Source organism: Pseudonocardia sp. (genome assembly GCF_035305885.1).
Lineage (GTDB): Bacteria > Actinomycetota > Actinomycetes > Mycobacteriales > Pseudonocardiaceae > Pseudonocardia.
In genome coordinates this window covers 1-13,942 of sequence record NZ_DATGOP010000068.1, presented here as the reverse complement: position 1 = coordinate 13,942, position 13,942 = coordinate 1, and the positions used below count along the sequence as shown (strand labels likewise).

The following is a 13,942-nucleotide window of genomic DNA, read 5'->3' as shown; positions in this document are numbered from 1 at the left end:
TCTGCGCTGTGATCTTGCCGTTCATATCCGACTTCGGGTGAGAGCCGTTACGGGCGGGCACGTCCCGGCAGCGCGGACGAGGACGGCACCGGCGCTTCGCGCGGCGACCTCCGCGGCATCGACATCGACGTGTCTCCCCCCGGGAGCGGCGGAACGTGGAGTAGGCGGCGACCATAGCGTGTTGATCATGATTTGGTCACCGAACGTGTGACGCGCACCGTTGGACCCCTGTGACGTGCACCGTTCGGAGCAGTCCCCGCCCACCTCGCGTGACTACAGTGGACGTCAGCCGCACTCGGCGGCAGGAGCACGGGGCGGTCGCGGCACCGGTCGAGGCGCCGTGCGATCGCAGTGACCCGGAGTGACATGGACGCCAGACGAACGACGCGCGCGATCGTTCGCGCCGTCACCGCGCTGGCGTCGGCGGCCGCCCTCGTGGCCACCGGGTTCGCCTGGTCGCTCCAGCACCAGGTCGACACCGGGGTCGTGAGCAGCACCGCGGCCATCCCGACCCCGCGACCCACCCGGCCGGGTGAGCCGTTCACGGCGCTGCTGGTCGGGCTCGACGCGCGCACGGACGCGCACGGCAACCCGCTGCCGCCCGCGATGCTCGACGCGCTGCACGCGGGCCCGGACGAGGGCCAGCTGCACACCGACACGATCATCCTGCTGCACGTGCCCGACGACCCGGGCGCCCGCGCCGTCGCCATCTCGATCCCGCGCGACTCCTTCGTCCCGATCGCGGGCGGCCGCGGCACCCACAAGATCAACTCGGCGTACCGGCGCGGCATGCAGGACGCCCAGGAGGCCCTGCGCGCGCAGGGCATCGAGGGCCCCGAGCTCGACCGGCGCGGCCGCGAGGCGGGGCGGCGCACGCTGGTCGCCACCGTCGAGCAGCTCACCGGGGTCTCGATCGACCACTTCGCCGAGATCGGCATGGCCGGGTTCGTCGAGCTCACCGAGGCGCTCGGCGGGGTGCCGGTGTGCCTGAACAACCCCGTCCGCGACTCCTACTCCGGCCTCGACCTGCCGGCGGGCCACCACCTGGTGAGCGGGCCCGGCGCGCTCGCGTTCGTGCGGCAGCGGCACGGGCTCGAGGACGGTGACCTCGACCGGATCACCCGCCAACAGGCGTTCGCCGCCGGGCTGGCGCAGCGGGTGCTCGCCCCCAGCACCATCACCGACCCGGCGCGCCTGCAGCGGCTGGTCGACATCGCCACCCGCTACGTGGTGCTCGACAGCGGCTGGGACCTCGACCAGGTCCTCTCCCAGATGCGCCTGCTGTCCACCCAGCAACTCGCCTTCCACACGATCCCCACCGGGCGGCCCGACCTGCGCACCCCCGTCGACGGCATCGCCGTGGAGATCGACCGCGACGCCGTGCGCGCGTTCGTCCTCGGGCTGATCGGCCCGGGCGCCCCGGCGGCGGCACCGGCGCCCACCGCCCGCCCCTCGGCGCCGTCGGCCGTGCCGTCCACCTCGCCACCCACCTCGGCCCGCCCGGTCACCGACGACGACCCCCTCACCGTGCGGCCGGCCGACGCGCCCGAGACGAGCACCCCCGTGCCGACCAGCGAGCACCCGGTGATCGTCGCCGAGGGCGTGCCCTGCGTGGACTGACCGGGGCCGCAGGCCACACTGATCCCCCGTGACCGACAGCTTCCCGCGCCGGCAGGCCCGCACCCGGCGCTTCACCCTCGGCGCCCCACGCGGCTTCACCGTCTCCCCCGACGGCGAGCGGGTGGTGTTCCTGCGCAGCCGCGGCGGCACCGACCCGCTCACCTGCCTGTGGACCCTGGACCTCACCTCCGGCGAGGAACGCCTCGTCGTCGACCCGCGGGAGCTCGAGGGCGCGAACGAGGAGGACCTGCCGCCCGAGGAGCGCGCCCGCCGCGAACGCACCCGCGAGCAGGCGGGCGGCGTGGTCGGCTACGCCACCGACCGGCCGGTCACGATGGCCGCGTTCGCCCTGTCCGGACGGCTCTACGTCGTCAACTTCGTCGGCGGGCTGTCCACGCGCCGGATCGACACCCCCGCCGGGGTCATCGACCCGCGCCCGGACCCGCACGGGCGCAAGATCGCGTTCGTCCGCGGCGGCGCGCTGCACGTCCACGACATCACCTCCCGCGCCACCACCGCGCTCGCCGAGCCGGACGCCCCGCACGTCACCTACGGGCTCGCCGACTTCGTCGCCGCCGAGGAGATGGGCCGGATGCGCGGCTACTGGTGGGCGCCCGACGGCGACGCCCTGCTGGTCGCGCGGGTCGACGACGCGCCGGTGCGGCGCTGGCACATCGCCGACCCGGCCAACCCCGAGCGCGAGCCGTCCGTCGTCGCCTACCCCGCGGCGGGCACGCCGAACGCGCGGGTGTCGCTCGAGGTGATCTCGCTCGACGGCACGACCGTGCCGGTTCGGTGGGATCACGAACGCGACGAGTACCTCGCCGAGGCGGTCTGGGACCGCCACGGCCTGCTGATCGTCGTGCAGCCGCGCGACCAGCGGGCCCTGCGCGTGCTGCGCGTCGACCCGACCACCGGGGCGACCACCCCCGTGCACGAGCAGACCGACCCGACCTGGGTCGACATCGTCCCGGGCGTGCCGGTGCACACCGCCTCCGGCGCGCTCGTGACCGTCGGCAGCGTCGACGGCGGCTACCGCCTCGTCGTGGACGGCGAACCGGTGACGCCCCCGACGCTGCAGGTCCGCGACGTCGTCGACGTCGACGGCGACGTGGTGCTGTTCCGCGCGAGCGAGGACCCGACCTCGATCGGCCTGTGGACGTGGGGGCCCGGCGGGCTCACCGCGGTCGCGACCGAGCCCGGCGTGCACGGCGGAAGGCTCGCCGGGGGCACGCTCGTGGTGACCCGGCAGGACCTCGACAGCGACGGCCCGACCACCACCGTCCACCGGAACGGGGCGGAGCGCACCATCGCCTCGTTCGCCGACCCGCCCGGCATCGTCCCGCGGGTCACGCTGCTCAGCGCCGGCGAGCGCGAACTGCGCACGGCGGTGCTGCTTCCCCGCGACCACGAGCCGGGCACCACGCTCCCGGTCCTCATGGACCCCTACGGCGGCCCGCACTCCCAGCGCGTGCTCGCCACCCGCGGCTCGTACCTGACCAGCCAGTGGTTCGCCGACCAGGGCTTCGCCGTCGTGGTCGTCGACGGGCGGGGCACCCCGGGGCGCGGGCCGGAGTTCGAGCGGGCGGTCCACGGGGACCTCGCCGGGCCGGTGCTGCAGGATCAGGTCGACGGGCTGCACGCCGCGGCCGAGCGGTACCCGGACCTCGACCTCACCCGGGTCGGGATCCGCGGCTGGTCCTTCGGCGGCTACCTCGCCGCGCTCGCGGTGCTGCGTCGCCCGGACGTCTTCCACGCGGCCGTGGCCGGGGCGCCGGTCACCGACTGGGCGCTGTACGACACCCACTACACCGAGCGCTACCTCGGCCTCCCGGACCGCGACGCGGAGGCGTACGCCCGCTCGTCGCTGATCGCCGACGCGCCCTCGCTCACCCGACCGCTGATGCTGGTGCACGGGCTCGCCGACGACAACGTGGTGGCCGCCCACACGCTGCGGCTGTCCTCGGCGCTGCTCGCCGCGGGCAGGCCGCACAGCGTGCTGCCGCTGTCGGGGGTCACCCACATGACGCCGCAGGAGGTCGTGGCGGAGAACCTGCTCCTGCTGCAGGTGCAGTTCCTGCGCCAGGCCCTCGGGGCGTGACCGCTCAGATGCGGGCGGGGTGGTCGAAGCTGTGCGTCTCCTCCTCGCTGCACCGCCGTCGCCGGGCGCGGCGCTCGTTGCGCAGGTCGCGCACGGCGATGCCGAGCGCCGCGGACACCGAGAGCACCGCACCGCTGAGCGCGACCGCCGCGGCGACCTGCTGGTTCTCCCCGTCCGCGCCCAGCACCAGGTAGTACGCGCCGGGCAGCGCGGCCGTGCCGATCGCCGCGCCGACGCGCTGGCCGGTCTGCAGGGCGCCACCCGCCGAGCCGGCCATCCGCACCGGCACCTCGCGGAGCGAGAGCGTGATGTTGGGCGAGATCACCAGGCCGCCGCCGAGCCCGGCGACCAGCAACGGCGCAGCCAGCGCCCCGGTCAGCGCCGCGGGCGGCGCGAGGAGCACGACCCCGATCGTCGCGCCCAGGCCGCTGAGCACGCCGGTCAGCCCGATCACGGTCAACCGGCGGCCGAAGCGCTCGACGAACCGCCCGCCGACCGCGGCCGACACCGCCGACCCGATGGCGAACGCGGTCACCGAGAGCCCGGACTGCAGCGGGGTGTAGCCGACCCCCGACTGCAGGAACAGGGCGAACACGATCCAGATGCCGGAGAAGCCGAGGAAGTAGACCGTGCCGAGCGCCGCGCCGGTCGCGTACCCGCGCGTCCTGGACAGCAGCCGCAGGTCCAGCAGCGGGGCGCCCCGGTGGCGGGTCACCCGCCGCTCCCACCGCACGAACAGCACCGCCATGACCGCCGCGACCACGAACAGCCACCACAGGCGGGTGAGGCCACCCGCGTCGGCCTCGGCGAGCGGCAGCAGCACCGCGAACACGCAGCCGCCGAGCAGCAGGCCGCCGACCACGTCGATGCGTCCCGTGCCCACCGGCGCGGTGCGGGGGATGAGTCGGGCCGCGAGCACGAGCGCGACCACCCCGATCGGCACGTTGACGTAGAAGATCCACCGCCACCCGTCGGGCCCGTCCGCCAGCGCGAGGATGAACCCGCCGACGATGGGGCCGATGGCGGTGGAGACCCCCACGGTCGCGCCGAAGAGCCCGAACGCCCGCCCCCGCTCGTCGCCGCTGAACATCTGTTGGATCAGCCCCGAGTTCTGCGGCGCCAGCGAGCCGGCGGCGAGCCCCTGCGCGAGCCGCGCCGCCACGAGCAGCCCGACGTTCGACGCGGCGCCGGCGAGCCCGCTGCACAGCACGAAGCCCGTGAGCGCTCCGAGGAACATCCGCCGCCGCCCCAGCGCGTCGCCCAGCCGACCGGCGGGCACGAGCGCCAGCCCGAACGTGAGCGCGTAACCGGACACGACCCACTGCACGGTCGCCGGGTCGGCGCCGAGGCTCCGCTGCATCGACGGCAGGGCGACCGCCACGATGCTGACGTCGAGCAGGGTCATGAAGCCCGCGACGAGCGTGACCGACAGCGCCCGCCACCGCCTGGGGTCGGGGTCGTCGGCGGTGGGGACCGATCGCGGCGCGTCGGACCTGGTCACGGAGCCCTGTCTACCGCGCAGGAGCCGGTCTGGCACGCTGGCACGCCCCGTTCCCGGAGGAGGAAGACCGTGGCCCTGCAACGACCCGACGTCGACCCGTACGACGGCCCCGCCCCCGCTGACCTGCTCGTCGAGGACATCACCCCCGGCGTCGGCGCCGAGGCCACCCCGGGCCGGACGGTCGAGGTGCACTACGTCGGTGTGGCACATTCCACCGGCGAGGAGTTCGACGCCTCCTGGAACCGCGGCTCCACGTTCCAGTTCCCGCTCGGCGCCGGGCGCGTCATCGCGGGCTGGGACCGCGGCGTGGCCGGGATGCGGGTCGGCGGCCGGCGCAGGCTGGTCATCCCGCCGCACCTCGGCTACGGCGACCGCGGTGCGGGTGGTGTGATCAAGCCCGGCGAGACCCTGGTCTTCGTCGTCGACCTCGTGGGCGTGCACTGAACGCAGAGCCGGAGGGCCACGCTGGACCTGCTGCTGATCTCCGACACGCACCTGCCGGTGCGGGCGAAGGACCTGCCCGCGCCGGTGTGGTCGGCGGTCGACGCCGCCGACGTCGTGTTCCACGCGGGCGACTGGGTCTCGGTCGGCCTGCTCGACGCGCTCGAGGCGCGGGCGCGGCGCGTGGTCGGCGTGTACGGCAACAACGACGGCCCCGCGCTGCGGGCCCGCCTGCCCGAGGTGGCGCGGGTCGAGCTGGAAGGCGTCCGGTTCGCGGTGGTGCACGAGACCGGCGCCGCCGCGGGCCGCGAGAAGCGCTGCGCCCGGGCCTACCCGGACGTCGACGTGCTCGTGTTCGGCCACAGCCACATCCCGTGGGACACCACCGCGGACACCGGGCTGCGCCTGCTCAACCCCGGCTCCCCCACCGACCGGCGGCGGCAGCCGACGTTCACCTGGATGACCGCGCAGGTCGCCGACGGGGTCCTCGCCCGGGTGGAGCTGCACCACCTGGCACCTGGCTGAGCGGGGCCGGGCGTGGTTGAGTGCCCTGGTGAGCCGCGCGAAGACCGTCGAGACGCGGGCCGGGGTGGAGCTGACCAACCTGGACCAACCGCTCTTCGACGGCGCCGACGCCACCAAGCGCGACCTCGTCGACTACCTCGACGCGGTGCGCGACCGCATCCTGCCCGAGCTGCGGCAGCGTCCGCTCTCGGTGATCCGGATCCGGCCGGGCCAGCAGCCGTTCATGCAGAAGAACGTGCCCAAGTACACCCCCGACTGGGTCGAGACCACCACGATGTGGGCCGAGGCGTCGCGGCGCGAGGTGCGCTACGCGCTGGCCGACGACCGGCGCACGCTGCTGTGGTTCGCCAACCAGCGCTCCGTGGAGTACCACCCCGCGCTGATGCGGGTGGGTGAGGACCACCCCACGTACCTGATCCTCGACCTGGACCCGCCGGAGGGCGACGACTTCGCCCACGTCGTGCGGGCGGCGCGGCTCGTGCACCAGGCGCTGGCCGACAGCGGGCTGGAGGGGGTCGTGAAGACGAGCGGGTCGAAGGGGCTGCACGTGTTCGTGCCGCTCGCCGACGACGTGGGCTTCGAGGACGCCGCCGCGGCCACCCGCGCGCTCGCCGCCCGCACCGAGCGCGTGGACCCCGAGGTCGCCACCACCGCCTACCTCAAGCAGGACCGGGTCGGGAAGGTGTTCGTCGACTCCACCCGGTCGGGTGGGGCCACCGTCGTCGCGGCCTACAGCCCGCGGGTGCGGCCGGGCGTGCCGGTGTCGTTCCCGGTGGCCTGGGACGACCTGGACGACGTGTCGCCCCGCGACTTCACGATCCGCACGGCGGTCGACCTGCTCGGCAGCGCCGACCCGTGGCAGGACCGGATGCCCGCGAAGCAGCGGCCGCCCGCCGACCTGCTCCAGGAGGGGCACGGGATCCCGATCGCGCGGGTCGCGGCGATGCACGAGGGGAAGCGGCGGGCGCGGGCCAAGCGGCAGTAGGCCGCGTCAGGCCACGACCACCGCGCCGCAGCGGCGCGCGTCCGCGCCCCCGTCGAGCGCGCCGGTGGCGGGGTCGCGCCGGACGACCTGGCAGCCGCCGAAGAACAGGTTGGGGGCGGCGAACCGGGTGACCGGGTACCCGGCGGCCTCCAGCGCCGCCACGTCGATCCCCGGCTCGGCGTAGGCGTTCCCCCGTTCCACGTGGATCCGCGGCGCGGCCACCGCCTCCTGCGGGGCGATGCCCCGGTCGAGCACGTTCACCAGCACCTGCAGCACGGCGGCGTGGATCCGGCTCGACCCGGCCGAGCCCAGCACGAGCTCGGTGGCGCCGCCGCGGCGGACCAGGGTCGGGGCCATCGCCGACGACAGCCGCTCGCCCACGGCGGCGGGCACGGCCAGGTCGTGCTCGCCGAGCATGTTGTTGAGGTGGATGCCGGTGCCCGGGACGGTCACCCCGGAGCCGGTCCCGTTGGAGCAGGTCACCGAGCACGCCCAGCCGTCGGCGTCGAGCACCGAGACGTGCGTGGTGGACCCCGGCGAGCGGCCGTCGCCCGCCCCCGCCGCCAGCGCGGCCGCGATCGCGGCCGCGTCGGGTTCCCGGCCGGGCGCGCCGAGGTGGTCGAGCGCGCGCACCAGCCTGGCCCCGCCCGCGCTGGGCGGCGGGTTGGAGAAGACCTCGTGCTCGCCGCGGGTGACGCACAGCGGTGCGCGGTCCACCACGCGGTAGGCGGCGAGGTCGGCGCGCGTGAGCACGCCGCCGCGGGCGCCCACCTCCTCGGCGACGGCGCCCGCGACGTCGCCGGTGTAGAACGGCGCCGCCCCCTCCGCCCCCAGCAGGTCGAGCGCGTCGGCCAGCTCGGGGTCGCGCAGCAGCTCGCCCTCCCGCGGGGGCCGCCCGTCCAGGGTGTACCGCGCGGCGGCCTCGGGCGTCGCGCCGACGACGCCGTGCAGCAGCTCGAACACGTACGCCTGCATCGCGTTGAGCCGCACCCCGGCGCGGGCGAGGCGGGCCGCGGGCGCGGTGAGCTCGGCGAGCGGCATCCGGCCGAACCGCTCGGCTGCGGCGGTCACGCCCGCGGGCGTCCCGTACACGGCGCACGAGCCGGCGCCGACCTGGAACACCTGGGTGGTGCCCTCGAACGTCACGATGACGTCGGTCATGGGCGCCGGACCGCCCGCCGCGCCGCGGCCCGGGGTCGCCACGAAGAAGTCGAGCAGCCGCGGCGACTCCCCGGGCGGCGCGACGAGCAGGTAGCCGCCCGCGCCCAGCCCGGTGAGCAGCGGCTCGGCGACGAACGACGTGAGGACCGCAGCGACCGCGGCGTCGACGGCGTTGCCGCCGGCGCGCAGCGCGTCGGCGCCCGCGGCCGCCGACGCGGGGTGGCCCGCCGCCACCACGCCCCGCGGCGCCACGGGCCCGCCTCAGGAGGTGGGCGGCTCGTCCTCGCCGGACTCCTCCGCGGCGTCGGCCTCCTCCTTCGTGCGGTGCACCGCACCGGGGGCGTGGTCGGGCGGGCCGTAGACCGTGTACAGCACGAGCGGGTTCGGGCCCGTGTTGACGAAGTTGTGCTTGGTGCCCGCCGGGACGACCACCAGGTCACCCGGCTCGACGGGCTTCGTCTCGCCGCCCACCCGCGCCTCGCCGGTTCCGGAGACGAACGACAGGATCTGGTCGATCCCCTCGTGGACCTCCTCGCCGATCTCGCCACCCGGCGGGATCGTCATGATCACGAGCTGGGTGTGCTTGCCCGTCCAGAGAACGCGCCGGAAGTCGCCGCTGCGCTCCGCGACGGTGGCGATGTCGAAGTGCTCCATGCCGCAACTGTGCCCGGATCGCGGCGTTTCCACTCGTGCGAAGATGCCCCGATGGTCCTCGAGGTCGCAGACATCACGGTCCTGCCCGGCACCCAGGAGGAGTTCTCCGCGGCCGTCCGCGAGGGCATCCGCTACGTCTCCGACACCCCCGGCTTCCGCAACGCCCGCCTGACCAGGGGGATCGAATCGCCCGGCCGGTTCGTGCTGCTGATCGAGTGGGACAGCGTGGAGGCCCACACCGTCGGGTTCCGGGAGTCGGAGAACTTCGGGCGCTGGCGCGGCCTCATCGGCCCGTTCCTCGACGGCGAACCGCGCGTGGAGCACTTCGACGAGGTGACGCTCCCGGGCCCGGCGGCGCCCTGAGCGGAGCCCTGAGAGCGCACTGAGGACACATCCGACGCACACACCGTAACGTCGTCTCGTGCACCCCGCCCGCGGCGCCCGATCGTCCTCAGTGGCCCTCAGCGTCGTCCTCGCGGTCGTGGCCGGGCTCCTGCTGACGGGGGCAGCCCCGGCCGACGTCCGGGTCAGCGAGGAACGCGTCGCCGTCGCCGACGGCGTCGAGCTGGACACCTCGCTCTACCTGCCCGCCACGACTCCCGCGCCGGCGGTGCTCGTCGCCCACGGTTTCGGCGGCAGCAAGGCATCGGTCGACGCCGACGCCCGTGCGCTCGCCGCACGCGGGTTCGTGGTGCTCACCTGGTCGGCGCGCGGGTTCGGCGCCAGCACCGGGCAGATCGCGCTCAACTCCCCCGACCACGAGGTCGCCGACGCGCGGGCGCTCGTCGACCGGCTCGCGTCCCTGCCGGAGGTGCAGCAGGACGGGCCGGGCGACCCGCGGGTCGGCGTCACCGGCGCCTCGTACGGCGGGGCGCTCGCGCTGCTGCTCGCCGGGTACGACCCCCGCGTCGACGCGCTCGCCCCGGTGATCACCTACAACGACCTCGGCCAGTCGCTCTTCCCGAACGCCGCGGCCGCCGACCCGCCGCCGCCCGACACCCCCGCCGCCGGGATCGCCGCCCCGGACGGGGTGTTCAAGAGCGGCTGGGCGGGGCTGCTGTTCTCCGCGGGGCGCGACCCGTCCGATGAGAACCCGGCCACCCCGGACACGCCGGACGCCCCGGCGACCGGGGCCACCCCCTGCGGCCGGTTCACCGCGCAGCTGTGCGCCGCCTACGCCGAGGTCGCCACCACCGGGCAGCTCTCCCCCGCCACCGCCGAGCTGCTGCGGCGGTCGTCGCCCGCCACCGTCGCCGACCGGATCACCGCACCGACCCTGCTCGTGCAGGGCGAGCAGGACACGCTGTTCGGCCTCGACCAGGCCGACGCGACCGCCCGGCAGATCGCGGCGGCCGGCGGGCGCGTCAAGGTGGAGTGGTTCGCGGGCGGCCACGACGGCGCGGCCCCGGGCGACGCGGTCCGCGACAGCATCGGCGACTGGTTCGCCTTCCACCTCGCCGGCACCGGGGACGACCCCGGCACCGGCTTCAGCTACGTCGTGCAGAGCGGGGTGCGGGCCGGCGCGAACACGCCCACCAGCCGCACCCTCTCCGCACCCGCCTACCCCGGCCTGCCCGGCACCGCGCCGCTGCTGACCACCCCGCTGCCGCTGCGGGGCGAGGCGCAGGAGGTCGTCCACCCGGCGGGCGGCAGGCCGGCCGCGATCACCTCGCTGCCCGGGATGGGGGGCGCCCTCGGCTCGGCCGCCGGGCGGATCTCCGCGTTCGCCGCCGACCCGCCCGGCCAGACCGCCGCGTTCCGCACCGGCCCTCTGCCCGCGTCGCTGCTGGTCGCGGGCGCTCCGCGGGTGCAGGTGAGCGTCGCTCGGGTGCCGGGCCAGCCCGCGCCCGCCGAGGCCGTGCTGTTCGCCCGGATCACCGAGCTGGCCCCGGACGGGCGGCGCACGCTGCTCGGGGGCGCGGTCGCGCCGATGCGCGTGAGGGTCCCCGACGACGGCACGCCCGCAACGGTCACGGTGGCGCTGCCCGGTGTGGTGGCGCCCGTGGAGTCCGGCAACGAGCTCGTCGTCTCGATCGCCACCACCGACTCGGCCTTCGCCGGCCCGACCGAGCCCGCGGTCTGGCGGGTCGAGGTGACCGGCGACCTCACCGTGCCGGTGGTGCCCGGCGCCAGCGCCACCGCCTCCACCGTGCCGCTCGCGCCGCTCGTCGGGATCGGCGTGGTGCTCGCGATCGCCGCGCTCGCCTGGCTGGTCACCCGGCTGCGCCGGCGGGCGGCGACCGAGCCCGAGCCCGCCGACGCCGACGGCCCGCCGCTGGTCGTCTCCGGCCTCGCCAAGACCTACTCGAACGGGTTCCAGGCGGTGAAGGACGTCTCGTTCACCGTGGAGAAGGGCGTGGTGCTCGGGCTGCTCGGCCCGAACGGCGCGGGCAAGACCACCGTGCTGCGCATGCTGATGGGCCTGGTGCGCCCGACCGCGGGCACGATCAGCGCGTTCGGCCGCCCGGTCGGGCCGGGGTCGCCGGTGCTCGCGCGCATCGGGGCGTTCGTCGAGGGGCCCGGGTTCCTGCCGCACCTGTCCGGCCGGGACAACCTGCGCCTGTACTGGGCCGCCACCGGCCGCCCCGCCGCCGACGCCCACCTCGACGAGGCGCTGGAGATCGCCGAGCTCGGCGCGGCGCTCGACCGCCGGGTCGGCACCTACAGCCAGGGCATGCGCCAGCGGCTGGCCATCGCGCAGGCCATGCTCGGGCTGCCCGACCTGCTGGTGCTCGACGAGCCGACCAACGGGCTCGACCCGCCCCAGATCTCGGCCATGCGCGAGGTCCTGCGCCGCTACGCGGCACAGGGCCGGACGGTGGTGGTGTCGAGCCACCTGCTCGCCGAGGTCGAGCAGACGTGCACCCACGTCGTCGTGATGCACCGCGGCGAGGTGGTGGCCGACGGCACGGTCGAGGAGATCATCGCGGGCGGCGGCGCCACGTTCACCGTCGACGCCCCGGAGCGGGCCGCGTCGGTGCTCTCCGACCTCGCGGGCGTCCGGTCGGTGGAGGTGGTCGACGGCGGCGTCCACGCCGAGCTCAACGGCACGCCGCGGGCGGAGGCCGTGCGGGCCCTGGTCACGGCGGGCGTCGAGGTGTTCGCGGCCGGCCCACGCCGTCGCCTCGAGGACGCGTTCCTGCAGCTGGTCGGGGAGGACCGCACGCCATGAGCGACGTCGCGACCACCGAGCCCGAGCCGCGCCGGACGCCGCCGTCGGCGGTGACGCGGCGCGCGTTCCGGCCCGAACGGACCCTGCCGTTGCGGGTGGAGCTGGAGCGCCAGCTGCGCAGGCGCCGCACGCAGGTGGTGTTCGGCCTGCTCGTGCTGCTGCCGGTGCTGCTGTGGGTGGCGTTCGAGCTCGCGCCCGACGGGCCGCCCACCGGCTCGCTCACGCTCGTCGACCTCGCGACCACCAGCGGGCTCAACTTCGCCGTGTTCGCGATGTTCGCCTCGTCGTCGTTCCTGCTGGTCGTGGTCGTCGCGCTGTTCTTCGGCGACACGGTGGCGGCGGAGGCGTCGTGGTCGAGCCTGCGCTACCTGCTCGCGGCGCCGGTGCCGCGGGCCCGCCTGCTGCGGCAGAAGGCGGTGGTGGCGGCGGTGCTGTCGCTGGCCGCGCTGCTCCTGCTGCCGGTCGTCGCGCTCGCCGTCGGCACCCTCGCCTACGGCGCGGGCGACATGGTGAGCCCCACCGGCGTCTCGCTCGACTACGGCCCGGGCACCGTGCGGATCCTGTCCGGGGCGGTGTACCTCGCGGTCCACCTGAGCTGGGTGGCGGCGCTCGCGCTGCTGCTGTCGGTCTCCACCGACGCCCCGCTCGGCGCCGTCGGCGGGGCCGTCATGGTGTCGATCGTGTCGCGGATCCTCGACCAGATCACCGCGCTGGAGGGCCTGCGGGACATCCTGCCCACGCACTTCGACGACGCGTGGGCGGGCCTGCTCGGCGACCCCGTCGACTGGGGCGACATGACCCGGGGCGCGTTCTCGGCGCTGGCCTACGCGCTGGTCCTCGGCGCCGCGGCGGTCTGGCGCTTCCAGCGCAAGGACATCACCAGCTGAGCCGTCACCAGCTGAGCCGTCACGAGAGCAGGGCGGACAGCGTCAACGACACCCCGGCCACGAGCAGGAGCACCCCCACCGGAGCGACGAGCCGGTCCCCGCGCGGCGCGGTCTTCTCGACCACCATCACCGCGGTGAGCCCGAGCATCCAGGCGAGGCTGGCGATGCCGGCGCCGATCATGACGAGCATGAGCGCCCAGCAGCAGCCCAGGCACGACACGCCGTGGCGCAGACCCGATCCCCAGGCGCCCCCGCGGCGGTAGTGCCGGAAGAGGAACTCGACCGGGTTGCGGCACGCGGTCAGGCAGGCGTCCTTGAGCGCGCTGAACTGGAACGCGCCCGCCACCAGGAGCACCGCGCCGAGCAGCAGGCCCGGCCGGACCGCGAGCCACGCCCACGACGCCACGAGGGCGTGCACCGCCCGGTCGGCGAGCAGCGCGACCACGGCGAACGCCGTCCACACGGCGAGGTAGCCGGCCAGGAACACCAGCCGCGCGACCGCGGGGCCGGGGGCCCGCGCGGACACGACGGCGAACATCCGCACCATCGGCACGGCGGTCGGCAGCATCATCGCGCCGACCATGACCAGCCAGGCGCCGAGCGGGGCGCCCAGCCGCAGCGGCCACGGCCAGGCGGGCTGCCCGCCCACCGCCGCGTGGTGTCCCGGCCCGCCGCTGCCGAGAACGAGCCAGAACGTCGCCGCCCAGCACACGCCCGCCGCGACCCAGAGGGCGACCCCCGGGTCGCGGCGGACGCGCATCGCCGCGGAAGCGATGCCCGACACGGGTCAGGCCGAGAGCCGGAACGAACCCTGGATGGCGTTGTGCCCCACCAGCGACACGTCCGGCAGGCCGTGCCTGCTGCCGTCCCGCCGGTAGCTCTCGGCCTTCCCGAC

Annotated in this window: 12 protein-coding genes; 8 read left to right on the top strand and 4 right to left on the bottom strand. The window is 75.6% G+C overall.

Features of this window, described 5'->3' with window-relative positions; all coding sequences use genetic code 11:
* The first annotated feature begins 366 nt into the window (after positions 1-366).
* Complete coding sequence (locus VKZ81_RS14435) at positions 367-1,620, top strand: LCP family protein (protein WP_324242052.1); 1,254 nt, start codon at positions 367-369, stop codon at positions 1,618-1,620.
* A 28-nt stretch (positions 1,621-1,648) separates the two neighbouring features.
* Positions 1,649-3,721: a S9 family peptidase gene (locus VKZ81_RS14430; RefSeq protein WP_324242051.1), complete on the top strand. Its 2,073-nt coding sequence runs from the start codon at positions 1,649-1,651 to the stop codon at positions 3,719-3,721.
* A 4-nt stretch (positions 3,722-3,725) separates the two neighbouring features.
* Here VKZ81_RS14430 and VKZ81_RS14425 read toward each other — a convergent pair whose 3' ends face one another.
* Positions 3,726-5,222 (bottom strand): MFS transporter, encoded by a 1,497-nt coding sequence (locus tag VKZ81_RS14425; RefSeq protein ID WP_324242050.1) that lies wholly within the window; start codon positions 5,220-5,222, stop codon positions 3,726-3,728.
* Positions 5,223-5,291: 69 nt separating this feature from the next.
* On the opposite strand from VKZ81_RS14425, the gene VKZ81_RS14420 reads away from it, so the two are divergent.
* From VKZ81_RS14420 to ligD, 3 genes are read left to right on the top strand one after another with little or no spacing between them, the layout of a single operon-like run.
* Complete coding sequence (locus VKZ81_RS14420; RefSeq protein ID WP_324242049.1) at positions 5,292-5,666, top strand: FKBP-type peptidyl-prolyl cis-trans isomerase; 375 nt, start codon at positions 5,292-5,294, stop codon at positions 5,664-5,666.
* 21 nt (positions 5,667-5,687) lie between these two features.
* Positions 5,688-6,188, top strand: a complete 501-nt coding sequence (locus tag VKZ81_RS14415) for a metallophosphoesterase family protein (protein WP_324242091.1) — start codon at positions 5,688-5,690, stop codon at positions 6,186-6,188.
* Between the two features lie 28 nt (positions 6,189-6,216).
* A complete protein-coding gene (gene ligD / locus VKZ81_RS14410) occupies positions 6,217-7,173 on the top strand; it encodes a non-homologous end-joining DNA ligase (RefSeq protein ID WP_324242048.1) in 957 nt (318 codons plus the stop codon).
* 6 nt (positions 7,174-7,179) lie between these two features.
* On the opposite strand, the gene VKZ81_RS14405 is transcribed toward ligD, so the two are convergent.
* Entirely contained in the window at positions 7,180-8,586 is a 1,407-nt protein-coding gene (locus VKZ81_RS14405; protein ID WP_324242047.1) for a gamma-glutamyltransferase, read from the bottom strand.
* Between the two features lie 9 nt (positions 8,587-8,595).
* Positions 8,596-8,988: a cupin domain-containing protein gene (locus VKZ81_RS14400; RefSeq protein WP_324242046.1), complete on the bottom strand. Its 393-nt coding sequence runs from the start codon at positions 8,986-8,988 to the stop codon at positions 8,596-8,598.
* 51 nt (positions 8,989-9,039) lie between these two features.
* Here VKZ81_RS14400 and VKZ81_RS14395 point away from each other — a divergent pair, with 51 nt between their 5' ends.
* The 3 genes from VKZ81_RS14395 (at position 9,040) to VKZ81_RS14385 (ending at position 13,047) form a co-directional block, all read left to right on the top strand.
* Positions 9,040-9,351 (top strand): antibiotic biosynthesis monooxygenase family protein, encoded by a 312-nt coding sequence (locus VKZ81_RS14395; protein ID WP_324242045.1) that lies wholly within the window; start codon positions 9,040-9,042, stop codon positions 9,349-9,351.
* A 91-nt stretch (positions 9,352-9,442) separates the two neighbouring features.
* A complete protein-coding gene (locus VKZ81_RS14390; protein WP_324242044.1) occupies positions 9,443-12,160 on the top strand; it encodes an alpha/beta fold hydrolase in 2,718 nt (905 codons plus the stop codon).
* Entirely contained in the window at positions 12,157-13,047 is an 891-nt protein-coding gene (locus VKZ81_RS14385) for an ABC transporter permease (protein ID WP_324242043.1), read from the top strand. The genes VKZ81_RS14390 and VKZ81_RS14385 overlap by 4 nt, the downstream gene beginning before the upstream one ends.
* 19 nt (positions 13,048-13,066) lie before the next feature.
* Here the strand turns inward: VKZ81_RS14385 and VKZ81_RS14380 are convergent, their stop codons facing one another.
* Positions 13,067-13,807 (bottom strand): DUF2182 domain-containing protein, encoded by a 741-nt coding sequence (locus VKZ81_RS14380; protein WP_324242042.1) that lies wholly within the window; start codon positions 13,805-13,807, stop codon positions 13,067-13,069.
* Positions 13,808-13,942 lie beyond the last annotated feature (135 nt).

What these genes read in the sequence shown, in the direction of transcription:
- VKZ81_RS14435 (WP_324242052.1), top strand. Translation starts at nt 367, where the DNA reads ATGGACGCCAGACGAACGACGCGCGCGATCGTTCGCGCCGTCACCGCG.
- VKZ81_RS14380 (WP_324242042.1), bottom strand. Translation starts at nt 13,807, where the DNA reads ATGCGCGTCCGCCGCGACCCGGGGGTCGCCCTCTGGGTCGCGGCGGGC.
- VKZ81_RS14395 (WP_324242045.1), top strand. Translation starts at nt 9,040, where the DNA reads ATGGTCCTCGAGGTCGCAGACATCACGGTCCTGCCCGGCACCCAGGAG.
- VKZ81_RS14385 (WP_324242043.1), top strand. Translation starts at nt 12,157, where the DNA reads ATGAGCGACGTCGCGACCACCGAGCCCGAGCCGCGCCGGACGCCGCCG.
- VKZ81_RS14400 (WP_324242046.1), bottom strand. Translation starts at nt 8,988, where the DNA reads ATGGAGCACTTCGACATCGCCACCGTCGCGGAGCGCAGCGGCGACTTC.